Origin of the sequence: Enterococcus sp. DIV1758 (assembly GCF_051711985.1) — a bacterium.
GTDB lineage: Bacteria > Bacillota > Bacilli > Lactobacillales > Enterococcaceae > Enterococcus > Enterococcus faecalis.
The window spans coordinates 1961069-1985893 of sequence record NZ_JBIOOA010000001.1 but is presented as its reverse complement, the minus strand read 5'-3'; the positions used below and the strand labels follow the sequence as shown (position 1 = coordinate 1985893).

General features: G+C 37.6%; 23 protein-coding genes. 21 read left to right on the top strand and 2 right to left on the bottom strand.

The genetic code is table 11. From position 1 onward, the window contains the following. Window positions 1-41 precede the first annotated feature (41 nt). From IGJ52_RS09555 to holA, 19 genes are all read left to right on the top strand, one after another. Window positions 42-1307, top strand: a complete 1266-nt coding sequence (locus IGJ52_RS09555) for a voltage-gated chloride channel family protein (RefSeq protein ID WP_002397134.1) — start codon at window positions 42-44, stop codon at window positions 1305-1307. A gap of 49 nt (window positions 1308-1356) precedes the next feature. Further along, the gene (locus IGJ52_RS09550; protein ID WP_002356679.1) at window positions 1357-1635 is read left to right on the top strand and encodes a UPF0223 family protein; all 279 of its coding nucleotides are present in this window, start codon (window positions 1357-1359) and stop codon (window positions 1633-1635) included. Further along, the gene (locus IGJ52_RS09545; RefSeq protein WP_002382726.1) at window positions 1636-2418 is read left to right on the top strand and encodes an inositol monophosphatase family protein; all 783 of its coding nucleotides are present in this window, start codon (window positions 1636-1638) and stop codon (window positions 2416-2418) included. 220 nt (window positions 2419-2638) lie between these two features. Then, a complete protein-coding gene (gene typA / locus IGJ52_RS09540; protein ID WP_010715382.1) occupies window positions 2639-4474 on the top strand; it encodes a translational GTPase TypA in 1836 nt (611 codons plus the stop codon). 141 nt (window positions 4475-4615) lie between these two features. Then, window positions 4616-5365, top strand: a complete 750-nt coding sequence (locus IGJ52_RS09535) for a glycerophosphodiester phosphodiesterase family protein (RefSeq protein ID WP_438792053.1) — start codon at window positions 4616-4618, stop codon at window positions 5363-5365. Between the two features lie 317 nt (window positions 5366-5682). After that, the gene (gene recQ / locus IGJ52_RS09530) at window positions 5683-7452 is read left to right on the top strand and encodes a DNA helicase RecQ (RefSeq protein ID WP_202254563.1); all 1770 of its coding nucleotides are present in this window, start codon (window positions 5683-5685) and stop codon (window positions 7450-7452) included. A gap of 226 nt (window positions 7453-7678) precedes the next feature. Next, window positions 7679-7984, top strand: a complete 306-nt coding sequence (locus IGJ52_RS09525) for a YlaN family protein (protein ID WP_002356684.1) — start codon at window positions 7679-7681, stop codon at window positions 7982-7984. A 3-nt stretch (window positions 7985-7987) separates the two neighbouring features. Then, a complete protein-coding gene (locus IGJ52_RS09520; protein WP_219259872.1) occupies window positions 7988-9196 on the top strand; it encodes an FtsW/RodA/SpoVE family cell cycle protein in 1209 nt (402 codons plus the stop codon). Between the two features lie 32 nt (window positions 9197-9228). Beyond that, window positions 9229-12657 (top strand): pyruvate carboxylase, encoded by a 3429-nt coding sequence (locus tag IGJ52_RS09515; protein ID WP_219259874.1) that lies wholly within the window; start codon window positions 9229-9231, stop codon window positions 12655-12657. A gap of 16 nt (window positions 12658-12673) precedes the next feature. Further along, window positions 12674-13798, top strand: a complete 1125-nt coding sequence (locus IGJ52_RS09510) for a CAP-associated domain-containing protein (RefSeq protein ID WP_325823026.1) — start codon at window positions 12674-12676, stop codon at window positions 13796-13798. Continuing rightward, the gene (locus IGJ52_RS09505) at window positions 13795-14229 is read left to right on the top strand and encodes a YlbF family regulator (protein ID WP_002356689.1); all 435 of its coding nucleotides are present in this window, start codon (window positions 13795-13797) and stop codon (window positions 14227-14229) included. Before IGJ52_RS09510 ends, IGJ52_RS09505 begins: the two co-directional genes overlap by 4 nt. Further along, on the top strand, window positions 14219-14569 hold the full coding sequence (locus IGJ52_RS09500; protein ID WP_002359714.1) for a YlbG family protein: 351 nt from the start codon (window positions 14219-14221) through the stop codon (window positions 14567-14569). Before IGJ52_RS09505 ends, IGJ52_RS09500 begins: the two co-directional genes overlap by 11 nt. Window positions 14570-14628: 59 nt before the next feature. Further along, complete coding sequence (gene rsmD, locus IGJ52_RS09495; RefSeq protein WP_002414371.1) at window positions 14629-15222, top strand: 16S rRNA (guanine(966)-N(2))-methyltransferase RsmD; 594 nt, start codon at window positions 14629-14631, stop codon at window positions 15220-15222. A 1-nt stretch (window position 15223) separates the two neighbouring features. Continuing rightward, complete coding sequence (gene coaD / locus IGJ52_RS09490) at window positions 15224-15715, top strand: pantetheine-phosphate adenylyltransferase (RefSeq protein ID WP_002356693.1); 492 nt, start codon at window positions 15224-15226, stop codon at window positions 15713-15715. Beyond that, window positions 15702-16772, top strand: coding sequence for a SepM family pheromone-processing serine protease (locus tag IGJ52_RS09485; RefSeq protein ID WP_033601296.1), 1071 nt, complete (start codon window positions 15702-15704; stop codon window positions 16770-16772). The genes coaD and IGJ52_RS09485 overlap by 14 nt, the downstream gene beginning before the upstream one ends. 62 nt (window positions 16773-16834) lie before the next feature. Next, window positions 16835-17512 carry a helix-hairpin-helix domain-containing protein gene (locus IGJ52_RS09480; protein WP_174092332.1) on the top strand — a complete coding sequence of 226 codons (678 nt, stop codon included), beginning with the start codon at window positions 16835-16837 and terminating at the stop codon, window positions 17510-17512. A 122-nt stretch (window positions 17513-17634) separates the two neighbouring features. After that, the gene (locus tag IGJ52_RS09475) at window positions 17635-18138 is read left to right on the top strand and encodes a ComE operon protein 2 (RefSeq protein ID WP_002356697.1); all 504 of its coding nucleotides are present in this window, start codon (window positions 17635-17637) and stop codon (window positions 18136-18138) included. Window positions 18139-18172: 34 nt separating this feature from the next. Next, a complete protein-coding gene (locus IGJ52_RS09470) occupies window positions 18173-20437 on the top strand; it encodes a DNA internalization-related competence protein ComEC/Rec2 (protein ID WP_438792187.1) in 2265 nt (754 codons plus the stop codon). 57 nt (window positions 20438-20494) lie between these two features. Next, window positions 20495-21523, top strand: a complete 1029-nt coding sequence (gene holA / locus IGJ52_RS09465; RefSeq protein ID WP_002362655.1) for a DNA polymerase III subunit delta — start codon at window positions 20495-20497, stop codon at window positions 21521-21523. 51 nt (window positions 21524-21574) lie between these two features. On the opposite strand, the gene IGJ52_RS09460 is transcribed toward holA, so the two are convergent. Then, a complete protein-coding gene (locus IGJ52_RS09460; protein ID WP_002381566.1) occupies window positions 21575-22516 on the bottom strand; it encodes a 2-dehydropantoate 2-reductase in 942 nt (313 codons plus the stop codon). A gap of 168 nt (window positions 22517-22684) precedes the next feature. Here IGJ52_RS09460 and IGJ52_RS09455 point away from each other — a divergent pair, with 168 nt between their 5' ends. Beyond that, entirely contained in the window at window positions 22685-23242 is a 558-nt protein-coding gene (locus IGJ52_RS09455) for an acyl-CoA thioesterase (RefSeq protein WP_002382741.1), read from the top strand. Window positions 23243-23328: 86 nt separating this feature from the next. Here the strand turns inward: IGJ52_RS09455 and rpsT are convergent, their stop codons facing one another. Next, a complete protein-coding gene (gene rpsT / locus IGJ52_RS09450) occupies window positions 23329-23580 on the bottom strand; it encodes a 30S ribosomal protein S20 (RefSeq protein WP_002356703.1) in 252 nt (83 codons plus the stop codon). 210 nt (window positions 23581-23790) lie between these two features. On the opposite strand from rpsT, the gene IGJ52_RS09445 reads away from it, so the two are divergent. Continuing rightward, window positions 23791-24825, top strand: a complete 1035-nt coding sequence (locus IGJ52_RS09445) for an inorganic phosphate transporter (protein ID WP_002356704.1) — start codon at window positions 23791-23793, stop codon at window positions 24823-24825.

The window sequence follows — 24825 nt, the reverse complement described above, 5'->3', positions numbered from 1 at the left end:
GCTAGGATCGGCGATAAGAAAATTGTAAAGGAGCATGTAAAGTGAAAAAAGAAACAAAGCAACTACTATCAATTGGCGGGTATATGACAAAATGGTTGCTCATTACCGCAATTATTGGTTTATTTATGGGGGCGTTATCCGCCTTTTTCTTAAAGAGTCTCACTTATGTAACAGATGTTCGTTTAGCAAATCCTTGGTTACTCTTTATCCTCCCCATTAGCGGTGTCGTTTTTACGTATTTCTATACGCGTTTTGGGAAAAATGCTAGCCGAGGAAATAACTTAGTGATTGAACAAGGCAATGGCGGGGAAGAAGATATTCCCTTGCGCTTAATTCCGTTAACGTTGTTTGGCACGATTACTACGCACTTATTTGGTGGTTCTGTTGGTCGTGAAGGGACGGCGGTGCAAATGGGGGGCGCAATCGCAAATGCTGTAGGAAAAGTCTTTAAACTGTCCGCTTTGGAACGACAAGTAATTATTATTAGCGGAATTAGTGCAGGTTTTAGTTCTGTTTTTGGCACACCATTAGCGGGAACGGTTTTCGGATTAGAAGTTTTGGCGATTGGAAAAGTTCGTGCAGAGGCACTTTTCCCAAGTTTTTTTGCAGGCTTATTTGCTAATTTTGTGACTGAAAGTTTTGGTGTAACACATACGCATTATCCGATGGGTAAAATTCCGACTTGGTCGGTTGAGCTATTCGTAAAATTATTTTTGGCATCGATTTGTTTTGGCTTGGCAGGTTGGGTTTTTAGTCGTTCCATTGTCTTTTTAAAAAAGACCTACGCAAATTGGTTTGCTAATGTCTACCTTCGTGCGTTTCTTGGGGCGTCCATTGTCGTTCTGTTTGTGCTCGTCTTAAACAACCAACGTTATTTAGGCTTGAGTTTACCTTTATTAGAAGATGCATTTGCAGGCAATGCGCAGCCTTTTGATTTTGTTGGGAAATTATTCTTTACGGTGTTATCCTTGGGTGCCGGATTCCAAGGAGGAGAAGTGACGCCATTGTTTGAAATTGGGGCTACGTTAGGTAGTTCTTTGGCCCCTTTGTTACATCTGTCAATTCCTTTTTTAGCAGGTTTAGGATTTATTGGTGTTTTTTCTGGCGCCACGAATACGCCGATTGCTTGTTTCATTATGGGCATTGAACTATTTGGTAGTGAAGCGGCGGTCTATTTTTTCATGGTCTGCTTAATTAGTTTTATGTGTTCAGGAAATAGCGGTATTTATGCTTCACAACAAAGTTTGTATCGCAAAGGAACAGCAGAATATCCTCTCTTTAATGCATTAAAAAATCGACGTAAATAAGATATTTTTTTATGAAAATATGCTAAACTAGAGAAGATGAGGTGAAGACATGAAAGACTATCAATATCCATTAGATTTAGATTGGACGACGGAGGAAATGGTGATTGTCACAAATATGTGGACAGCAGTTGAGCAAGCCAACGAAACAGGCTTACCTGTTGACAAATTCTTAACAACTTATCAACAATTTAAAACGGTCGTTAAAAGTATCGGCGAAGAAAAACGCTTAGGTCGTGAATTTGAAAATGCTTCAGGATATTCGTTATATCGTACGCTTCAACAAGCTAAAAAACAGGGAAGCGGTAAATTAAAGCTGGGGGATGATTAGATGACTGAAACGCAAAAATTTGTTCAAACAATTCAAAGTTGGCTTTTTGAAGCAGCCGATGTGATTCGAATGAACTTGGAATCAGAGTTAACCGTTCAACAGAAAAATGGCCGCACTGATTTAGTGACAAATATGGATGAACAAACCCAAGAATTTTTAATGAATAAAATTCAAACAAATTTTCCCGAAGATCAAATTTTAGGGGAAGAAAAAGGCTACAATACTTTAAAAAGTTTTGCTGGTCGCGTGTGGATCATCGATCCGATTGATGGCACAATGAATTTCGTGATGGAAAGAGAAAATTTTTGTATTATGTTAGCTGTTTATGAAGAGGGCATTGGTAAATTAGGTTTTATCTATGATGTGATGCGAGAAGAACTTTATTGGGGTGGCAAAGGGCTTGGCGTTTATCGGAATAATCAATTATTAAAAGCGCCTACTATGAAAGCCTTGGCAGATGGATTATGGGGCATGAATGCTTACATGCATGGAAAAAATATTCATCACGCAACGGAAATCGGACAAGCAAGCATGGGCGTGCGTATTAGCGGTTGTGCAGGTTTGGAAATTATTGCTATGTTAAAAGGCAACCATCATGGCTATTTATCTAATCTAAGTCCTTGGGATTATGCAGCAGGCTTAGTACTTTTGGAAGAATTCGGGTTTAAATACTCTGGTATTACAGGAAAACCATTAACTTTTGCGGGTCGTGAATACTTTATTGCAGCAACTCCTGAAACCTATGATGAAGTATTTACCCGGTATTTAAATGAATCGGAATAATCAAAGAAGAGCGTTGCTGAAAGGTAAGGCTCTTCCTCTTTTAAAAGAGAAAAATTTGTAAAAAAATGTCCTTGTTTTCAGAAAAAGCCGAATAATTTCTAAAACTTTCATTATTTTTGCAGGCGAAAGCCTTTTTTTAATGAAAAAAGTTTGCTATAATAAGCAGTCGGCTTTTATGGACTTAAGTAACATAAGCGTATATAGATAAGGAGCAATTAAATTGAAATACAGAGATGATATTCGTAACGTGGCAATTATCGCCCACGTTGACCATGGTAAAACAACCTTAGTAGATGAACTTTTAAAACAATCTGACACTTTAGATGGACACACACAATTACAAGAACGTGCAATGGATTCCAATGCACTTGAAAGTGAACGTGGAATTACTATCTTAGCAAAAAATACAGCCGTAGATTATAACGGTACACGTATCAACATTCTTGATACACCAGGACACGCGGACTTCGGTGGTGAAGTAGAACGTATCATGAAAATGGTAGACGGTGTTGTTTTAGTTGTCGATGCGTATGAAGGAACAATGCCTCAAACACGTTTCGTATTGAAAAAAGCATTAGAACAAAAAGTAACACCAATCGTGGTTGTTAACAAAATTGACAAACCTTCTGCTCGTCCTGAACACGTAGTAGATGAAGTTTTAGAGTTATTCATCGAATTAGGTGCAGACGACGATCAATTAGATTTCCCAGTTGTTTATGCTTCTGCTTTAAACGGAACTTCAAGTGAATCAGATGATCCAGCAGATCAAGAGCCAACAATGGCCCCAATTTTTGATAAAATTATTGAACATGTGCCAGCTCCAGTTGATAATTCAGACGAACCACTTCAATTCCAAGTCTCATTACTAGACTACAACGATTACGTTGGACGTATTGGGATTGGCCGTGTGTTCCGTGGCACAATGAAAGTCGGCGACCAAGTTGCGTTGATGAAATTAGATGGCAGCGTGAAAAATTTCCGTGTAACGAAAATTTTAGGTTTCTTTGGCCTACAACGTGTGGAAATTGATGAAGCAAAAGCGGGCGATTTAATTGCCGTTTCTGGAATGGAAGACATTTTCGTTGGGGAAACAGTTGTAGATGTTCACAATCAAGAAGCATTACCAATTCTACACATTGATGAGCCAACCTTACAAATGACTTTCTTAGTTAACAATTCTCCATTTGCGGGACGTGAAGGAAAATACATTACCGCTCGTAAAATCGAAGAACGTTTAATGGCTGAGTTACAAACAGACGTATCTTTACGTGTTGATCCAATTGGCCCAGATTCTTGGACTGTATCAGGTCGTGGCGAATTGCATTTATCAATTTTAATTGAAAACATGCGTCGTGAAGGCTATGAATTACAAGTTTCTCGTCCAGAAGTTATTGAACGTGAAATTGATGGAGTTAAATGTGAACCATTTGAACGTGTTCAAATTGACACACCTGAAGAATACATGGGTAGCGTGATTGAATCACTAAGTTTACGTAAAGGCGAAATGCAAGATATGATTAATGCCGGTAACGGACAAATGCGTTTAATCTTCTTAGCACCAGCTCGTGGCTTAATTGGTTATTCAACAGAATTCTTATCAATGACTCGTGGTTATGGTATTATGAACCACACCTTCGATCAATACTTACCAATGATTCAAGGAACGATTGGTGGCCGTCATCAAGGCGCGCTAGTTTCAATCGATACTGGTAAGGCAACGACTTACTCAATTATGAGTATTGAAGAACGTGGTACAGTTTTCGTTGAACCAACGACAGAAGTTTACGAAGGAATGATTGTTGGGGAAAACAACCGCGACAACGATTTAACTGTGAACATCACAAAAGCTAAACAAATGACTAACGTTCGTTCGGCAACGAAAGACCAAACATCAGTCATCAAAAAACCGAAAAAATTAACGTTAGAAGAATCATTAGAATTCTTGAATGAAGATGAATACTGTGAAGTAACACCAGAAAGCATCCGTTTAAGAAAACAAATTCTTAACAAAAACGAACGCGAAAAAGCAAACAAGAAAAAGAAAAAAGCTGAATAATTTTTTTGAAAAGTACAAAATGCCGATGGCTATTGTACTTTTTCTTTTAATAAGTAAGGGAGTTGTGTGGATAAGTGAATAAAATCGCCAAATCTCTGATAGTAGGGGTATTTCTATTAACTGGTTGTGCTAATAGTTCTGTTGAACGTTTATTACCTAAAAAACCAGACACAAATTATAGCTCATCGTGGAGATCATAATAAAGCTCCAGAAAACACTGTTGAAGCAATTAATGAAGCAGCTAACCAGAATTATAATGGTGTAGAATTTGATGTTCGTAGCAATAAAGATGGTCAATTATATTTAATGCATGACAATACATTGGATAGAACAACGAATGGACAGGGAAAATCAGAAAAATTTACCATGAAACAATTAAAAAAAGTAAGTATAAAAACGGCTAGTTATCCTAAATATGAAAACACATCAATAAAAATTCCGACGTTTGAAGAAGCAATTGAAGCAGCTGCAAATAATGGATTGATGGTTAATGTTGATGGATCCAAAGGAAACTGGTTAGATGAACATTTTGTTAAAAATGTCATGGACATCTTAAAAAAATATGAAATTTATGATCGTAGCTTTTTTGTGATTAGTGATGAACCAAGTCGAAATTTTGTGATTCAAAAGTATCCAGATGCTACTGTCTCATGGCTATGTGACAAAAAAGAAGATATTCCTAAAGAGATAAAAAAAATTAAATCATATAAAAACGCATTATTATCTGTTGCTAATGATATTGCGGATGAAGCGGTCATTGAGAAACTCAATGTTTCTGGAATTCGTTATCAAGTATACGGTGTTCAAACTTCAGAGCGATATCAAGAATTGAAAAAAATGAAAGTGCCTTTAATTGAAACAGATAAAGTTGTACCAGATAAAGCTGAATAATTTTTCGACAAATAAACATTTAAACCAACTATGCTCGTTTTACTACGAAAATAGTTGGTTTTTTTGATGGCAAAAACGAATTAATGCGTATTTTAAGATAAGGTTATTTTTTTATGTGTGGATAACTACTCGTTATCCACAACAAGCAAATGTCGCTATTTTTGAAAGCTTTTGATAGCAAGCTTTCACAATTTTTCATTCTTTTTGATGTTTCACGTTAACTGGTGTTTCACGATTGTGTCTTGTTTTAACACACCTTGTTCCTGTTAGATTAGCGTGTTAAAATGACTTGTAGAACAAAGATTGGAGCGCAATAAATGAGTGCATTACAAGAATTATTAAAAGATACATTTGGCTATGATGATTTTCGGCCAGGACAAGAAACGATTATTCGTCATGTATTGCGACAAGAAAATGTCTTAGGCATTATGCCAACAGGTGGAGGCAAATCAATTTGTTATCAGTTGCCAGCCTTACTTCTGGATAATTTAACATTGGTGATTTCACCATTAATTTCTTTAATGAAAGATCAAGTAGACGCCCTGAATTTAATGGGAATTCCAGCTACATATATTAATAGTACCATTTCCTATCAAGAAATGAATCATCGTATTCAATTAGCGGTTAACAAAGAAGTCAAGCTATTGTATGTTGCGCCAGAGCGATTAGAATCTTATGATTTTCAACAGATGCTGACACATGTACCGATTGATTTATTGGCAGTAGATGAGGCACACTGTATTTCACAATGGGGGCATGATTTTCGTCCAAGCTATTTGCGTTTAGCAGAGATTATCGATCAATTTCAACAACAACCAACCGTGATTGCACTAACAGCTACAGCAACGCCACAAGTAGCGGAGGATATTGTCAAGCAATTAAGAATTCCATCAGAAAATGAAATCAAAACAGGATTCGCTCGAGAAAATTTATCTTTTCAAGTCGTGAAAGATCAAAATAGAGACGTTTTTCTTTTGGAATATTTAAAGATGAATACTGGGCAATCAGGTATTATTTATGCAAGCACGCGGAAGGAAGTTGAACGAATTTATCATTTATTAGAGAATAAAAAAATTGCGGCTGGGATGTATCATGGGGGTATGAGTGAACAGCTACGTAGTGAAAATCAAGAAGCGTTCTTGTATGATCAAGTGCAAGTGATGGTAGCAACAAATGCCTTTGGTATGGGGATTAATAAGAGTAATGTTCGTTTTGTCATTCATGCACAAGTACCAGGAAATATTGAATCTTATTATCAAGAAGCCGGACGAGCTGGTCGTGACGGTCTGCCTAGTGATGCTGTGTTAATGTTTGCTCCACAAGACTTGCAAATTCAACAATACTTTATTGAACAATCTGAAATGACCATTGATTATAAGCAGAAAGAGTACTTGAAATTACGGGAAATGTCACAATATGCGAATGCACAAATGTGTTTACAAAAATATATTTTACGCTATTTTGGTGAAGAAGGGACGGACTGCGGTCGCTGCTCGAATTGTCTGGATAATCGAGAATTAGTCGATATTACGGTCGATGCCCAAAAAGTCTTGTCTTGTGTAAAACGTATGGGAGAACGTTTCGGTAAGGGCTTAGTTGGTAAAGTCTTGACTGGTTCAAAAGATCAAAAAATTGATCAATGGCATTTTGATCGTTTGCCAACATACGGACTAATGAAAGGTCGCACGCAAAAAGAAGTCACACAGCTGATTGATTATTTAACAGCAGAACGTTATTTAATTTCTTCTGATGGGCAATTTCCGTTGTTATCAGTCTCGACAGAAGGTGTTCAGGTGCTCTTAGGGGAACGGAAGGTCTTCCGAAAAGAAGACCAAAAAGTTCGAAAAGTAGCAGTGGATGATGCCTTGTTTGAACGATTGCGCGAATTACGTATGGACATGGCTCAAGAGGCAGGCGTGCCGCCATATGTAGTCTTTTCCGATAGTACACTTAAAGAAATGTGTGAAAAATTACCGCAAACAACGATTCAATTATTGCAAATAAAAGGGGTCGGCCAAAATAAATTAGATAAATATGGCACCGCCTTTTTAGAAGTAATTAAAGAATATCAAGAGACAAAAAAATGATATAGTTTGTTATTTTATTTAAAATTAAAAGCAGAAAATAAGAAAAAAGTCTTTTAATGTATTTGTTGTTGTATTGATAAAATAAGCTTGTTATATAAAGAGATTTCTTACTTAATATATCGCTTGGTTTTAGAAAATTTCTTAAAGGAAATTTTCTGAAATCATCATGTATCTAACTGAGAATTATGTTATAATTATTTAATTAAGATAGGGAGGTTCTGTACAAATGGACGAAGGAATTTCAAAGAAATTTGCCATTCAATTATTAGAAGACGATGCAGAACGCATTAAAATGCTTATTCGTAATCAAAAAAACAGTTTGTGCATTTCTCAATGTAAAGCATTTGAAGAAGTGGTGGATACACAAATGTATGGTTTTTCAAGACAAGTGACTTATGCGACCCGTTTGGGGATTTTAACTAATGATGAAGGACATCGCTTACTAAGTGATTTAGAACGCGAATTAAATCAATTATATACAGATGTTTATGAAGAAACACAAGAAAAAAACGAGATTGGCAAGGAGGGTTAAGCTTTGCCAAACAAAGTAAAGAAACGGCATTTGCTAGACTATAGTATTTTTATTCCATATTTAATTTTAAGTATCGTGGGATTGATTATGGTATATAGTTCCACATCCGCATTACAAGTAATGAAAGGTTTTTCACCTACGTCATTCGTTATTAACCAGGTTGCCTTTTGGGTGGTAGGGTTAGTTGCAATGTTTTTTATTTATAAGATGAAAACATCCGTTTTCCAGAATCGAAGTTTTATCATGTTTGCCATTGCAGTAATTACGGTTATGGTTTTAGCCGTTCGGATTCCTGGTATCGGGAAAGAAATTAATGGCGCACGTGGTTGGATTGAGATTGGTGGATTTTCGATGCAACCGGCTGAGTATTTAAAAATCATGGTTGTCTGGTACTTGTCTTATATTTTAGCACGGCGACAAAAGACAATTAATGGAGGCATAGATCAATTTAAACAAGCTGCCGGGCGCCCGTTGATGCTCGTTTTTGTATTAATTGCTCTAGTTGCAATCCAGCCTGACTTCGGGAATGCGGCCATTCTAACATTAATTACCATCGTGATGGTTTTAGCAAGTGGGATTAATTATATGTATACCTACTTGGTCGGTGGCTTGGGCATTTTAGGTAGTATCACGGCTATTCAGTTATTAATTATGTCTAAAGGAAAAATTTTCCCAGCGCGTTATCAATATATTTATAATCGTTTTGCTGTTTTTAAAAATCCATTTTTAGATGAACGGAACTTAGGCCATCAGTTAGCTAATTCTTATTATGCAATCAGTAATGGCGGCTGGTTTGGCAAAGGTCTAGGGAATAGTGTTCAGAAAAAAGGCTTTTTACCAGAAGCACATACGGACTTTATCTTTGCGATTACTTTAGAAGAGTTAGGCATTATCGGCGGTCTAGCGATTTTAGGATTGTTGATGTTTATGATTGCGCGAATTATTTTAGTTGGTGTACGCTCGAAGAAACCTTTTAATTCACTAATGTGTATTGGAATTGGTACAATGTTATTAATTCAAGTCTTTATTAATGTTGGTGGGATTACTGGGATTATTCCATTAACAGGAATTACTTTCCCGTTCTTGAGTCAAGGTGGGAATAGTTTGCTGATTATTTCGATTGCTGTGGCCTTTGTCCTGAATATCAGTGCAGATGAAACACGTCAGAAATTAGAAAATGAGTACTATTTATCTTTAGAACAGAACCGATAAATTTGAAGGAAATTGATGGTAGGAGTGACGTTATGAAAAAGGTATTAGTTGCCAATCGTGGCGAAATTGCGATTCGAATTTTTAGAGCTTGTACAGAATTAGATATCCGTACAGTAGCGATTTATGCTGCAGAAGATGAATATTCTGTACATCGTTTCAAAGCAGATGAAGCGTATTTAGTTGGTAAAGGGAAAAAACCAATTGAAGCCTATTTAGACATTGAAAATATTATCCAAATTGCCAAAAAATCGGGAGCAGATGCCATTCATCCTGGTTATGGCTTTTTATCTGAGAACTTGCGCTTCGCCGAACGTTGTGAAGAAGAAGGAATCATTTTTGTTGGACCTAAAACACACCATTTAGATATTTTTGGCGATAAAATTAAAGCGAAAGAAGCAGCTGTAGCTGCGGGGATTGCTTCGATTCCAGGCTCAGATGGGCCAGTAGCAACGGTGGAAGAGGTCGTAGCCTTTGGTGAAACGCATGGCTTTCCTATCATGATTAAAGCTGCTTTAGGTGGCGGCGGTCGCGGGATGCGGGTTGCCCACGATGCCAAGGAAGCACGAGAAGGTTACGAAAGAGCAAAAAGTGAAGCGAAAGCAGCCTTTGGTTCTGACGAGGTTTATGTTGAAAAGTATATTTCTAATCCTAAACATATCGAAGTACAAATTTTAGGCGATCATCATGGGAATGTCTTGCATTTATTTGAACGTGATTGTTCTGTTCAACGGCGCCACCAAAAAGTGGTAGAAGTCGCACCATGTGTATCAATGAATGAAGAACAACGAGCAGCCATTTGTTCGGCTGCTGTGCAGTTAATGGCGCATGTCGGCTACGTGAATGCGGGAACGGTTGAGTTTTTAGTAGAAGGGGATCAGTTTTATTTTATTGAAGTGAATCCTCGTGTTCAGGTAGAACATACTATCACAGAAATGATTACAGATATTGATATTGTGATCTCTCAATTACAAATTGCGCAAGGGCTTGATTTGCATAAAGATATGCATTTGCCAAAACAAAACGAATTGACATTAAAAGGCGCGGCTATTCAATGTCGGATTACGACTGAAGATCCACTGAACCAGTTTATGCCAGACACAGGGAAAATCGATACGTATCGTTCACCAGGTGGTTTTGGTGTGCGTTTAGATGTAGGGAATGCTTATTCTGGCTACGCTGTGACACCCTACTTTGATTCTTTATTGGTTAAAGTCTGTACGCATGGTTTCTCTTTTGAACAGGCAATCAGTAAAATGCAACGCTGCTTAAAAGAATTTCGGATTCGTGGCGTGAAAACAAATATTCCGTTTTTACAAAATGTTGTGAGCTATCCAGCGTTTCAATCTGGCGAAGCCAAAACAACCTTTATTGATAATACACCTGAATTATTTGAATTTCCTCGTATGCGCGATCGTGGCAATAAAACGATGAAATACATTGGAGAAGTAACGGTCAATGGGTTCCCTGGTATTGAACGAACGGAGAAAAAATATTTTGAAGCCCCGCGCGTGCCGACAGATATTGAAGTTCCAGAAAAAGTGATCACAGCTAAAAATATTCTAGACGCTCAAGGAGCAACCGCCGTCATCGATTGGGTTAAGAATCAAGAAAGTGTGTTAATGACAGATACCACGTTCCGTGATGCGCACCAAAGTTTATTAGCTACTCGTGTGAGAACACAAGATTTTAAAGCAATTGCTGGTCTAACTGATGCAGCCCTGCCTGAGCTGTTTTCTAGTGAAATGTGGGGTGGCGCTACGTTTGATGTTGCCTATCGCTTCTTAACCGAAGACCCATGGCAACGTTTAAGAAAAATTCGTCAGTTGATGCCAAACACACTTTTACAAATGCTGTTCAGAGGATCTAATGCGGTAGGCTATCAAAATTACCCTGATAATGTTATTGAAGAATTCATTAAAGAATCCGCTCGCCAAGGAGTCGATGTCTTCCGAATTTTTGATAGCTTAAACTGGATTCCTCAAATGGAAAAAAGTATTCAAGTCGTTCGGGATACCGGAAAAATTGCGGAAGCAGCAATTTGTTATACTGGGGACATCAATGATCCAGCCCGAGCAAAATATAATGTTCAATATTACCTTGATATGGCTAAAGAATTGGAAAATTTAGGCGCACAAATCATTGCGATTAAAGATATGGCTGGCTTATTGAAACCACAAGCTGCTTATCGTTTAATTAGTGAATTAAAGGCAGCCACGGATTTACCAATCCATCTCCATACCCACGATACTAGTGGCAATGGGATCATCACTTATTCAGCAGCCACTAAAGCAGGCGTTGATATTGTTGACGTCGCAATGAGTGCGATGAGTGGCGCAACTAGCCAGCCAAGTATGAACAGTCTATATTATGCTTTAGTCAATGGTGAACGGACGCCAACTATTAACATTGATAATGCACAGAAAATCAATCATTATTGGGAAGATGTGCGCATGTATTATCAACCATTTGAAAATGGGTTAAATGCCCCGCAAACAGAAGTCTATATGCATGAAATGCCTGGTGGTCAATACTCTAATCTACAGCAGCAAGCAAAAGCGGTAGGCTTAGGGCACCGTTGGGATGAAATCAAAAAAGTGTATCACACAGTGAATTTGATGTTTGGCGATATTGTAAAAGTGACGCCATCTTCAAAAGTCGTGGGAGACATGGCACTCTTCATGGTTCAAAATAATCTGACAGAACAAGATGTTTATGCGCGTGGTGAAGAACTAAGTTTTCCTGAATCCGTTGTGACTTTTTTCCAAGGTGATTTAGGTCAACCAGTTGGTGGGTTCCCGAAAGAGCTCCAACGAATTATTCTAAAAGGTCGACCAGCCTTCACAGAGCGACCAGGTGACTTAGCAGCACCTGTTGATTTTGCGAAAGTACAAGAAGAATTAGCCGAAAAAATTGGGTATCAACCTAAATTGGAAGAAGTTTTAAGTTATTTAATGTATCCACAAGTATTTTTAGAGTATCGACAAAAATACGAAACCTTTGGAGATATAACCTTATTAGATACGCCAACATTCTTTAATGGTATTCGTCAAGGAGAGACATTGGAAGTTCAAATTGAACGAGGAAAAACGTTAATTATTCGTTTAGATGAAATTGGCGAACCTGATATTGACGGAAACCGTGTCTTGTTCTTCAATTTGAATGGGCAACGTCGTGAGGTTTTAGTTAAAGATGCCTCTATTAAGTCAGCTGTTCAAGTTAAACAAAAGGCGGAACCAACTAATAAAGAACAAATCGGCGCAACGATGTCTGGTTCTGTTCTACAAGTATTGGTCAAACGTGGCGATAAAGTAGAAAAAGGTCAGCCGTTGCTGATTACAGAAGCCATGAAAATGGAAACGACTATCGAAGCACGTTTTGCGGGCACGGTAGATCACATTTATGTTGAAGAAGGCGAAGCAATCAGCTCAGGTGATTTGTTATTAGAAGTGAAAGAAAAATAAGATGAGAGGGGAAAAAATGAAGCGATTTTGGGCCTTTACTGCTGTTTTTTTAACAGTTCTACTCATCGGATATTTAGAGCCAGTTTTTTTCCCTGCTGAAAAACCAACCGAAACAGCTCAAAGTGGGCGCTTATCCAGCGCTCACACCGCTGTTCCTCATGAAGAATTGCCAACTTCTGGCTACGCAGCATACATAGGGAAAGATGTGGAAACCTTTATCCGCCAGTTTGGCAATCCTAAAGAAAAAATTAAAACAGGTCGTACGTATGAATTATGGACGTTCGGTTTGACGATGAATGATTACTTAGAAGTCAACGTTCGAGAAAATAAAGTCATCGCAATTAAGGCCTTTAACAATGACAAAATGATAGAACCGTTTAAGATAGATATGAAGCTTGCTGACTTGTCTGATTTAATGACGATTTATTCGAATTTTGCATTTAATTTTCATCATGAAGCTTACGATGTCGAGCTGATGGAAGAAGATATGAACTATCGACCACTGGTTGCTTTTGATAATGGCAGTTTTGCAGTGTTATTTTTTAATCAGCGGACAGGCGGTTTAATGGCAGTTAATTATGTCAATAAAGAAACGTTGCTCACGGAAATGCCGTATCAATTAAATGAAGGTTCTCCTTTGCCAGTTGATATAACGCAGTCAATGACCTTCGATCCTGTTCAAAGTAACCAAGCGATTTATGTCATGAATCTGGTTAAACAGCAAGAAAATCAAGCTGCTTTTTCAGTTTCCACACAAAGTCAAAAAGATGCCCAAACATTGTATCAAACGATGGCCAACCATACACCAACAGTTTTGTCAGCAAATCGACAAGCGGAATTGTTACAAACAAGAGAGGAACATACGGCTATTCATCCCTTTCAGTTGACTAAGGACGAATTTTCTTTATTAGTTAAAACGAGCAAACTTTCGTTGAGAGAACCAGCAGGTATTTTCCAAGAACCTGTTTATGATAGTACCTTTACTATTTTGTCGTGGTTTTCGGACCCGCAATATGATAGCTATTTTGCTGAGTCAGAAACGACAGAATTGGGCGTTGCCTTTTCCAATGAAGGTGTGTTAGTCTTATTAGAGAAACGACCAGAAAATAGGCAAATCACGGAGAGTAGTGAAAAGTTATGATTGTGACAGAACATTTATTTGCAATTGAAGATCAAACAGAATGCTTAATTTCAGCACTTTTAGAAAGTGATGCTGTTCAAAACTATAAAGAAACAAAAAAGGCTATGTATGCTTCGGCGGAAGTTGCTCAGTTACAAAAAGCATTTTTAGAAGCTAAGTCAGCTTTTGAACGAGTAGAAGCTTATGGAATTCATGCGCCCGATTTTCGGGAGAAACAACGAGCCCTACGTAAAGCAAAGCGGGCGCTTGATTTAAATGAAATCGTTGCAAATTATCGTTTTGCTGAGACAAACGTTCAAACGTTGCTAGATACAATTGGTTTAAAGATCGCGCAACTAATTTCTGAAGATATTAAAGTAGATGCTGGAAATCCTTTCTTTGAACGAGGAAAGAAACATTCAGGTTGTGGAGGAAGCTGCCATGCAAGCTAAAGAAGAAAAAGAATTTACGCTTCAAGAGCGTCGTTGCCTAATTGTTTGGGTATACACATTAAAACCGTTAAAACAGTTACGCCGATATGGACTGATTCACTATGTTTCACGAAAAATGAAATATGTGGTGATTTACATGAATGAAGAAAATATTGAAAGTAACATGGAAAAAATTAATCAGTTACATTTTGTTCGTAGTGTCGATAAATCGTATCGACCAGATGTCGAAATGAATTTTGCTGAAAAAATTGGTACCAAAGCGGCTTATCAAGAACAAGAAGACGATGGCTATGTAGTAGAGGAATTATCTACAGAGATTCGCTTAGCAGAGAATGTCTAATGCAAAAGAGTGAGAAATGTTATGAGAAATTTCAAACATTTTTCACTCTTTTTGTTATAATGAATTATAAAAGAATGATTGATAAAGGAGTCGAAACAATGCGTGTTATTTCTGGAGAATATGGTGGCCGACGCTTGAAAGCGTTAGATGGCGACAATACTAGGCCCACAACAGATAAAGTAAAAGAATCTATTTTTAATATGATTGGTCCATATTTCGACGGTGGAATGGCGCTGGATTTATATTCAGGAAGTGGCGGGTTAGCGATTGAAGCCGTTTCTCGTGGAATGGACAAAAGTATTTGTATTGAAAAGAATTTTGCTGCACTAAAAGTAATTAAAGAAAATATTGCGATTACAAAAGAACCAGAAAAATTTGAAGTTAGAAAAATGGATGCTAATCGTGCCTTAGAACAGTTTTATGAAGAGAAGCTACAATTTGATTTGGTCTTATTGGATCCGCCCTATGCCAAACAAGAAATTGTTTCACAATTAGAAAAGATGTTAGAACGGCAGTTATTAACAAACGAAGCCGTTATCGTTTGTGAAACAGATAAAACTGTCAAATTACCGGAAACGATTGGCACACTAGAAAAAACAAGAGAAACCGTTTACGGAATCACTCAAGTAACGATTTATCGTCAGGAGGCGTAGGATGCGTAAAATTGCTCTATTTCCCGGAAGTTTTGATCCGATGACAAATGGTCATTTAAATTTGATTGAACGCAGTGCGAAGTTATTTGACGAAGTCATTATTGGCGTTTTTATAAATACAAGTAAGCAAACATTATTTACGCCAGAAGAGAAAAAATATTTAATTGAAGAAGCAACTAAAGAAATGCCAAATGTGCGTGTTATTATGCAAGAAACCCAGTTAACTGTGGAAAGTGCAAAATCATTAGGGGCTAATTTTTTGATTCGTGGCATTAGAAACGTCAAAGACTACGAGTACGAGAAAGACATTGCTAAAATGAATCAACATCTGGCGCCAGAAATTGAAACGGTTTTTCTATTAGCAGAAGAACCATATGCACATGTAAGCTCCAGTTTACTAAAAGAAGTTTTACGTTTTGGGGGCGATGTGTCTGACTATCTTCCTCCCAATATTTATCACGCGTTAAAACAAAAGAAGAATGACTGGAGCTAAAATAATGAATAAAAAAACAGAGAAATTTTCGTTTAAATCACTCATTCCAATGGTATTGGCATTGCTGCTAATTGGTTTGTTTATCGTCCCCATTCCTTATTATATTGAAGGACCAGGAACGACTGAAAATTTAAAGGAGTTTGTAACTGTTGATGGAAAAAAAGATACGCAGTCTGGTGCTTTTTATTTAACAACGGTGGGCATTCGTTCGGCCACTATTTTTTCTGCCATAAAAGCAAACTTTTCGGATTTTCAAGAAGTTATGTCTAAAAAAGAATTAATGGGGGATAGTAGTAATAGCGAATACAATCGAATTCAACAATATTATATGGATTCCTCAAAAAACGCCGCAATTGAGCAAGCCTTAAAATTAGCGAAGGTTCCATATGAGATGAAATTTAAAGGTGTCTATGTGTTAGCGATGGAAGACAACTCAAGTTTTAAAGGAAAAATTGAAGTTGGCGATACCGTGACAGGCGTGGATGGCAAATCTTTTAAAAGCAGTGAAGAATTAATGAATTACATTAAAGCACAAAAAGTAAATCAAAAAGTCACTGTTCAATTTATTCAAGATGGCAAAGCAAAAGAAGCGACCGGCAAATTAATTGAATTGCCAACAGATAAAAAAGCGGGGATTGGTATTGGTTTGACCGATCATACAGAAATTGATTCTTCTATCCCAGTATCTATTGAAGCGGGTGATATTGGTGGGCCATCGGCTGGGTTAATGTTTACTTTGCAGACCTATGAACAATTAAGTCATAAAGATTTACGAAAAGGTCATGAAATTGCTGGAACGGGTACGATGAACAGTCAAGGAATCGTTGGTAGAATCGGTGGCATTGACAAAAAAGTTGTAACTGCCAGTGAGAACGGCGCAGAAATTTTCTTTGCACCTGATGATGAAATAACTCCAGAAATGAAAAAAGTTGAGCCAAAAATCAAATCGAATTATCAAGAAGCACAAGAAGCTGCGAAAAAAATTGGGACAAAAATGAAAATTGTCCCAGTAAAAACGGTTCAAGATGCCTTGAACTATCTAGAGAAATTAAAATAAAAGTACGCCTGGACCAAAAATTACTAGTGATTTTTGGTCCAGGCGCATTTTTTTGTTAAAAAATGCGTAATTATATTTTGAAGGGAGGACAAACGATGGATTGGTTGAAACAGTTACCCAAAAAGTGGCTATTGCTAGGTAGTGGCGCGTCTATGGTCATTTTGATAACTCTATTAGTGGGCATTTATTTGATGGTTAATAAGAAGGCACAAGTAGACACCACAATGTGGGAAGAGACAAGTCTGACCACTACGGCAGAGGCCGCCACAGATGCCACAAAAGAAAGGGCAGAAACAATAATCTATGTTGATATTAAAGGCGCAGTGAAAGTACCAGGAATCTATCAACTAAAAAATCAGCAGCGGATTTGGGATGCTTTAGCTTTAGCTGGAGGCGTGAGCGAGGAAGCTGATACTGCCCAGGTCAATTACGCTCAAAAAGTAAAAGATCAAATGATTATTTACGTGCCCAAAAAAGGAGAATCAGTGGCACAGTCATTAGAAACGCTGCAGGAATCAGCATCTGCTCAGCAAAATCAGGAGGAAAAGATCAACCTTAATACGGCAACAGAAGCAGAGCTACAAACGATTTCAGGAATCGGTGCGAAAAAAGCACAAGAGATTATTCGCTTTCGTGACGAACAAGGACCGTTTAAAACCGTCGAGGAACTGAAAAATGTTCCAGGTATTGGAGAGAAAACAGTAGAACGTTTAAAAGACATGTTGACAGTGACTGGCTAACTTTTAACAGAAAATTCCTGAGAATTCTTGACTATGGGATGCGGATAACATACTATTTGTAATAAGATTAAATGATTTGGCAAATCGAACACAGGAGTCATTAAAAATAAAGGAGGTTTATTATGGAACGAATTCCATGGGACCAATATTTTATGGGACAAAGCGTCTTATTATCATTAAGAAGTACTTGCACACGTTTAACTGTCGGAGCAACCATTGTTCGCGACAAACGAATTATTGCAGGAGGTTACAATGGTTCAGTCAGTGGGGGAACGCATTGTATTGATGAGGGATGTTATGTTGTTGATAATCATTGCGTTCGAACAATCCACGCAGAAATGAATGCAATTTTACAATGTGCGAAGTTTGGCGTCCCTACAGAAGGGGCAGAAATTTATGTGACACATTTCCCGTGCCTGCAATGTACAAAGATGATTTTACAAGCAGGGATTAAAAAGATTTATTATTTAAAGGATTACCGTAATGATGCGTACGCCCTAAATTTAATTGAACAAGTAGGTGCCACGGTTGAAAAAGTGACTTTAGTACCAAAATATTTTGCCGAATTACAATGGGGAGAAGAATTTGCCACACTTGAGGACAATCCTTCCTCAGCTGAGGAATAATTGGTTCTTCGTAGCTCTACTGACGAGTTGTGGGCTGTGGTGTCTTTTCGCACCTAGTCTATTAGGAGCTCTTCTTCTTTCTATCACTGTTATCCGTATTGTCTGTACAAAAAGTTTTCCTGTTATATTGGGAGGTTTTTTGTGCAGTTTTTTAATAGTAGGGGGCATATTGATTTTCCAGTGGTTAAAGCCAGTCTCTTTGTTGCCTAAAGAAGTCCGCTTGTCAGGACAGCTAACGATATTGCCAGATGAAATACAAGTAGATGGCGATCAAGTAAAATTTCCTGCCAATTGGATCGTAAAAGGCAAAAGGCAGAAAGTGATGGCATTTTATCAATTAAAAAGTGTGAAAGAAAAACAGCAATGGCAACAACTAGCCACAACCATTCAGGCAACCGCTGTAGGTATTTTAGAATCCCCCCAAGGTCAAACCAACAAAAATGGCTTCAATTATCAACTATTTTTAAAGAATCAAGGAATCGAAGCTATTTTATTCATTGAGGAGATAGGACAACCGCGTTCCTTTTTTTCTTGGCGGTTTAAAGAAATCATTAGCGGCTGGCGGAAATGGGCGATGGTACATATTCAGAAAAATTTTGCTGATACTAGTGCAATGTACATGAATGCGTTGCTTTTAGGTTTTCGTAATGAAGAATTTGCTGAAATAAGTGATAAATTTTCAGCATTAGGCATTTTGCATCTTTTTAGTTTGTCAGGGATGCATGTTTCTTTTTTCCTTCGTTTATTTCGCTTGCTGATGCTAAGAATCGCTCGTCGAACGCAAGAAAGTTATTTTTTGTGGCAATGCGGTTTTTCTCTGATATATGCTGGTTTAACAGGATTCTCAGTCAGTGTCATGCGGGCGCTTTTACAAACAAACCTCAATACGTTCAATCGACGGTTTAATTGGCAGATTCCGGCCCTCGATTGTTGGAGTTTAACTCTCTTAGTGCACTTGATTGTTCAGCCAACCCTCTTTTTATCAGTCGGTGGACAATTTAGTTACTTACTTTCCTTTGTTCTGCTGTTTTTAGAGCAAACATTAGTCGGTTATTCTTCGCCTTTCATTAAAAATTGTGTAGGCTCTTTCCTATTGGCTGTGGCTTCCTTACCTATTTTAGTCCAATCATTTTATGAATGGCCCTTGTTAGGGAGTTTCTTAACCTTTCTCTTGTTACCAATTTTTGAACGGTTCTTGTTACCGCTTTTGACGTTGAGCTTTTTTCTAGTGATTATTATGCCAGCACGCTATTTAGCAGTCTTGCTCGAACCACTATTTTTAACAATGAATGGCTTATTTGAGTGGGTGCTAGTTCACTTAAATCCGAAGCTGACCATCGGCTATTTAAATGCTTGGATACAAATTAGTTTGTTATTACTAATCGGACTTTCAATGATTTATTTAGCAGATAAGTCTAAAAAAATTTTTTTCTCAATCGGACTACTAATTATTTTGATAAATAGTAAATACCTTTCGCCAATTGGCATTGTTGCAATGATTGATGTAGGCCAAGGGGATAGTTTGTTTATCCAAGCGCCTTTTCACAGAAAAAATACACTGATCGATACAGGTGGTCGGTTGTCTTTTGACAAAGAAGCTTGGCGGCAACGGAAAAATAGTCGATCAGGAGCGGAATATTCAGTGATTCCTTTTCTCAAAAGTCAAGGAGTCAAACGTTTAGATGAAGTGATCATCACACACGCACATGAAGACCATTTTGGCGATTTATTAGCCATTGCGCAGAAGGTTCCAATTTCTGTTCTTTATTTCCCTAAAGGAGCAGCTGAAGCCAATTTTTCGTTTCACCAAGTCTTGAAACAACTCCAAAAAAGCGGGACAGACTGTCGGCCAATTTTAGCGCCCAAGCGAATTAATGGGCCCGTTTCTTTTCAAATTTTATCGCCAAATAAGAGCAGTATTGGGGGCAATAATGACTCGATAGTGTTTTCCACACAATTAGGTGGACGGCATTTTTTATTTACTGGTGACTTGGAAGCCGAAGGAGAAGAACAAGTGTTGGCTCGCTATCCCCAGTTGAAAATCGACATCTTGAAAGTCGGTCATCATGGTAGTAAAACGTCGTCTACTAAAAGATTTATCAAACAGCTTAATCCGCGAGAAGCATTGATTTCAGCTGGACTGAATAATCGTTTTAAACATCCTCATCAGGAGACATTAGCGACGCTGAAGGAGCAAAAAATAAATTATTATCGGACCGATCTTCAAGGAATGATTTATTATCAATGGTTACCTTGGCAAGGGCTTTCTAAAGCCAAATTTGTTAAAGAACAAGACTAGTATTTCCAGAAGTAACATGATAGGATAAACAAGAGAAACGAGAAAAGGAGCGAGCCAATGGAGTTACAAAAAGCTTTGAAAGAAGTGCGAGAGCAAAAAATCGCTCCAGTGTATTTATTAATAGGAACAGAACTTTATTTAACTGAATTATTTAAAACAACATTGATGAAAGAATTGTTGACGGAAGAGGATGATCAATTTAACTTTTTCTCATTTGATATGGAGGAAACACCTTTAAGTGCAGCGATTGCTGAAGCGGAAACAATTCCGTTTTTTGGTGATTATCGCCTTGTCTTTGTGGAAAATCCTTACTTTTTAACTGCCGAAAGAAAAACAAACGGTGTGGAACATGATGTCAATCTTTTATTGAATTATTTGGAAAGTCCATCACCAACAACTGTTCTTGTTTTTATGGCCTCATATGAAAAATTAGATGAACGCAAAAAAATTACCAAAGCATTGAAAAAAAATGCCACAGTAGTTGACGTCAATCCAATGGATGAAAAGGCTATTCGTCAGTACATTTCTCAAACGATTGAGAGCGAAGGGTACACTATTCGCTCCGATGCTTTTGATTTATTACTTCAATTGACAGACTTGAACTTATCAAAAATTATGGGAGAATTACAGAAGCTGTATTTATATGCCCTTGAAACGAAGACAATTACACGAGGTGCGGTTCAAGAATTAGTCCCTAAGTCTTTGGAACATAATGTTTTTGACTTAACCAATGAAGTACTTTCTGGAAACAGTGAAAAAGCTGTTCAATTGTATGAAGATTTACTTTTACAAGGAGAAGAAACCATTAAGTTAAATGCAATCTTATTGAATCAGATTCGCCTTTTTCTACAAACAAAAATTTTGGCTAAGATGGGCTATCAACAAGCGAATATCGCTGATACATTAAAGGTTCATCCTTATCGAGTCAAGTTAGCGTTACAACAAGTCCGACGATTTGAATTGTCTCGATTAGAAAGACTTTATGATGAATTAGTTGAAAATGATTACCGCATGAAAACGGGCCAAATGGATAAAGAATTACTATTCCAATTATTTATTTTAAAATTGACTGCACAAGCAAAATAAGAAAGTGCCAGAGGCAATCGTTGTATGACGATTGTCTCTGGCACTTTCTTTTTATTTAGCTCCTAATAGTTCTTCTTTTCCGTGAACAAGCTGTGTCAACATGGCACAGAAAGGTGTTGCTACGTTGTATTTTTGTCCTTTGCGCCAAACGGCACCATTGATGTAATCAATTTCTGTGAGACGATGATTTTTAATTAAATCTTGATACATAGACGGATAGTGCAAGCCAATACCGTTTGGATCATAAGTTTGAGCAATATGTGTATAGACTTCTGCTTGATCTAAATGAATGGCTTCTTTTTCTGCGACTGCTGCAAATTCACTGATTAATGTTTTAACAAGGGATTCACTAACAGGTAGTGCACCAAATTCGGCAATATTACAATCAAGGATTGTACACAAACCATTTAGCGTGCCATTGACACAGGCTTTCCGCCAAATAGAGTAGCGAACATTGCTACTATAGCTTGGATTTAAACCAGCTTGTTGGAAGACATCGACGACTTCTAAAGCAAATTCTTTACCAGAAGGATCAATATTTTCTAATTCAATTTCGCCATCACCTAAAAGTTTAACACGTCCCGGTCCTTCTAAACCAGCTGTCCACATGGTAATGCCAACCAAGATGTTTTCTTTTGGCACATATTTTTCTAGTACATCTTCATGACCTAAGCCATTTAATAAACATAGTACATACGTTTTTTCAGTAATCATTGGTTGAATCGCTTTAAACATTGCATCTAATTGTTGTGCTTTGGTTAAAGCAATAATTAAATCTACTTGTTCATTTTGATGGTCAATTTCTTCTGGTGAGAAGATTGGTAGTTTTGCGACAACTTCTTCTCCATTAAAATCAGCGATTAAACCATTTTTACGAATGGCTTCAATGTGCGCGGGCCATTGATCGATTAAAGTTACATCATTTCCGCCTTGATGCAACATAATTCCTAAACGGCTGCCCATAGCGCCGGCACCAGCAATTGCAATTTTCATGTATATCCATCTCCTTAAAAGTTCTTTAACCGTTATTATTATACAGCAAATTTCCTAAAAATGAATAAATGGGACTTGCAAATTTGTTATTTTTTAAATGTTTCCTAAAAAGTAAGGATTGCATCAAATGGTAAAGTAAGCTAAAGTAAAGCGTGGAAAAGTTTATAAATGAAAGTAGAGGAATCGTTAATGACGAAAGAAAAATTTTGTCGAGAATCACGAGTGATTCAAACACATCGTGTATTTCCCTTTGATTTAAATCCCTTTGGTGCACTATTTGGTGGGAAATTAATGTCTTTAATTGATGACGCCGCATCCATTTCCGTTTCACGACATTGTCGGAGAGGGGCAGTTACAGCATCTTTAGATAACTTGAATTTTTTAAAACCTTTAAAAGAAAATCACTCAGTGTGTGTTGAAACGTTTGTTTCTGGCGTGCATCATAAATCGATGGAAGTATTTGTTAAAGTTGTAGGAGAAGATTTAACAACTGGAGAGCGTTATTTAGCGGCGACTTGTTTTACAACTTTTGTAGCCATTCCGTCTCATATGAATCCCGAAAGTGACTTCCAATTAGCGGCAGTCGTCCCAGAAACTGCAGAAGAAAAGTTGATTTGTTCCAATTATGAAACGAGAAGACAACAACGTTTAGCTTTGCGAGAAGAGACTAAATTATTTAGTCAACATCTCACAACAGATTTACCGTGGATTGATTCACCTTTATAAAAAAATGTCCGAGTCTTTGTGAAAACAGACTTGGACATTTTTTGATGAAAAAAGAAGCTAACATGAATGCTAACTTCTATCTCACATTATTTAGCTAATTTGCTTAAACGAATTTTATCGCGGTTAGCTTTGTTTTTATGGATTAAACCTTTAGTTGCAGCCATATCAACAGCTTTAACAGCTTCGTTGTATAAAGCATCGACGTTATCAGCTCCAGCAGCTACAGCTTCTTCAAATTTCTTGATTGCTGTACGCATTGCGTTTGTTTGAGATGAATTTTTCGCATTCGCGTTAGCACTTGTACGTACGCGTTTGATTGCAGATTCGATATTTGGCATTTGTTTCACCTCCGATGATTTAGGTTTTACACTGGTCAGCCAATGTAATTCAACAGTAATCATTATACCTAATCCATTGTTCCATTGCAATAAAAGACGACAAGTTTTTTTCCTTAACAGACAATTTCAAGAAAAAAATAAGAAAATTTGCCAGAGCCTTAAGAAAAAAGCATACATTTTTTTTAAAACATGCTATGATAAAATAGATAAATGAAAAATGGTGGTGTCTTTGTGAGTATTGCATTATTGGTAACGATTACTTTGGTAATGGGTGTAATTTTTGTTAACGGTTGGACGGATGCGCCGAACGCAATTGCAACCGCTGTCTCGACTCGGGTGTTAAAGCCGAATGTCGCAATTTGGATGGCTGTTGTGATGAACTTTTTAGGTGCATTAGTCATGACCTTTTTTAATGCCCAAGTAGCTGAAACGATTAGCAACATTGTTAGTTTTGACGCAAATGGAAACGCTTCACAGGTGGCTTTGGCTGCTTCGCTTTTTTCAATTGTGGTTTGGGCAGTTGCTGCGTGGTATTTTGGTATTCCCACAAGTGAAAGCCATGCGTTAATTGCCGGCTTGACTGGTTCGGCAATGGCATTAGGTGGTTTGGGTGCAGTCAATGGCTCGGAATGGATCAAAGTGCTTGTTGGCCTAGTTGTTTCTACCGTTATGGGCTTTGGCGGCGGTTATTTGATTGCCAAACTTGTTGTGAAAGCTTTCTCGGCTGTGCCTAGAAGAAAAGCCAACAAATTTTTTACAGTTGGGCAAGCCTTTGGTGCAGGAGCTAATGCTTTTTTACATGGTGCGCAAGATGGGCAAAAATTTATGGGCGTGTTCATGTTAGTGCTTTTTTATAATAATTTAGTCGAAAAAACAGGTGGCGGTTTTGTGATTCCGTTATGGGTTATGGTTCTGTGTTCCATTACAATGGGCATTGGAACTTCTGTGGGCGGCATGAGAATCATTAAATCAGTCGGGATGGATATGGTAAAACTCGAACGCTATCAAGGCTTCACTGCAGATTTAAGCACGGCTATTTGTTTATTTTTAGCATCGGCTTTTGGGATTCCAGTTTCAACTACTCATACAAAAACAACAGCGATTATGGGAGTAGGTGCTTCTAAGCGAATCTCAAGTGTTGACTGGCGTATCGTGAAAGAAATGCTGATAGCATGGATTTTAACTTTCCCAGGATGTGGGCTGATCGCTTATGTGATGTCAAAATTATTTATTGCAATTTTTTAA

Coding starts and splice junctions, on each gene's coding strand:
- IGJ52_RS09550 (WP_002356679.1), top strand. CDS start 1,357: ATGAAAGACTATCAATATCCATTAGATTTAGATTGGACGACGGAGGAA.
- IGJ52_RS09545 (WP_002382726.1), top strand. CDS start 1,636: ATGACTGAAACGCAAAAATTTGTTCAAACAATTCAAAGTTGGCTTTTT.
- recQ (WP_202254563.1), top strand. CDS start 5,683: ATGAGTGCATTACAAGAATTATTAAAAGATACATTTGGCTATGATGAT.
- IGJ52_RS09525 (WP_002356684.1), top strand. CDS start 7,679: ATGGACGAAGGAATTTCAAAGAAATTTGCCATTCAATTATTAGAAGAC.
- IGJ52_RS09515 (WP_219259874.1), top strand. CDS start 9,229: ATGAAAAAGGTATTAGTTGCCAATCGTGGCGAAATTGCGATTCGAATT.
- IGJ52_RS09510 (WP_325823026.1), top strand. CDS start 12,674: ATGAAGCGATTTTGGGCCTTTACTGCTGTTTTTTTAACAGTTCTACTC.
- IGJ52_RS09505 (WP_002356689.1), top strand. CDS start 13,795: ATGATTGTGACAGAACATTTATTTGCAATTGAAGATCAAACAGAATGC.
- IGJ52_RS09500 (WP_002359714.1), top strand. CDS start 14,219: ATGCAAGCTAAAGAAGAAAAAGAATTTACGCTTCAAGAGCGTCGTTGC.
- rsmD (WP_002414371.1), top strand. CDS start 14,629: ATGAATTATAAAAGAATGATTGATAAAGGAGTCGAAACAATGCGTGTT.
- coaD (WP_002356693.1), top strand. CDS start 15,224: ATGCGTAAAATTGCTCTATTTCCCGGAAGTTTTGATCCGATGACAAAT.
- IGJ52_RS09485 (WP_033601296.1), top strand. CDS start 15,702: ATGACTGGAGCTAAAATAATGAATAAAAAAACAGAGAAATTTTCGTTT.
- IGJ52_RS09480 (WP_174092332.1), top strand. CDS start 16,835: ATGCGTAATTATATTTTGAAGGGAGGACAAACGATGGATTGGTTGAAA.
- IGJ52_RS09475 (WP_002356697.1), top strand. CDS start 17,635: ATGGAACGAATTCCATGGGACCAATATTTTATGGGACAAAGCGTCTTA.
- holA (WP_002362655.1), top strand. CDS start 20,495: ATGGAGTTACAAAAAGCTTTGAAAGAAGTGCGAGAGCAAAAAATCGCT.
- IGJ52_RS09460 (WP_002381566.1), bottom strand. CDS start 22,516: ATGAAAATTGCAATTGCTGGTGCCGGCGCTATGGGCAGCCGTTTAGGA.
- IGJ52_RS09455 (WP_002382741.1), top strand. CDS start 22,685: ATGAAAGTAGAGGAATCGTTAATGACGAAAGAAAAATTTTGTCGAGAA.
- rpsT (WP_002356703.1), bottom strand. CDS start 23,580: ATGCCAAATATCGAATCTGCAATCAAACGCGTACGTACAAGTGCTAAC.
- IGJ52_RS09445 (WP_002356704.1), top strand. CDS start 23,791: ATGAAAAATGGTGGTGTCTTTGTGAGTATTGCATTATTGGTAACGATT.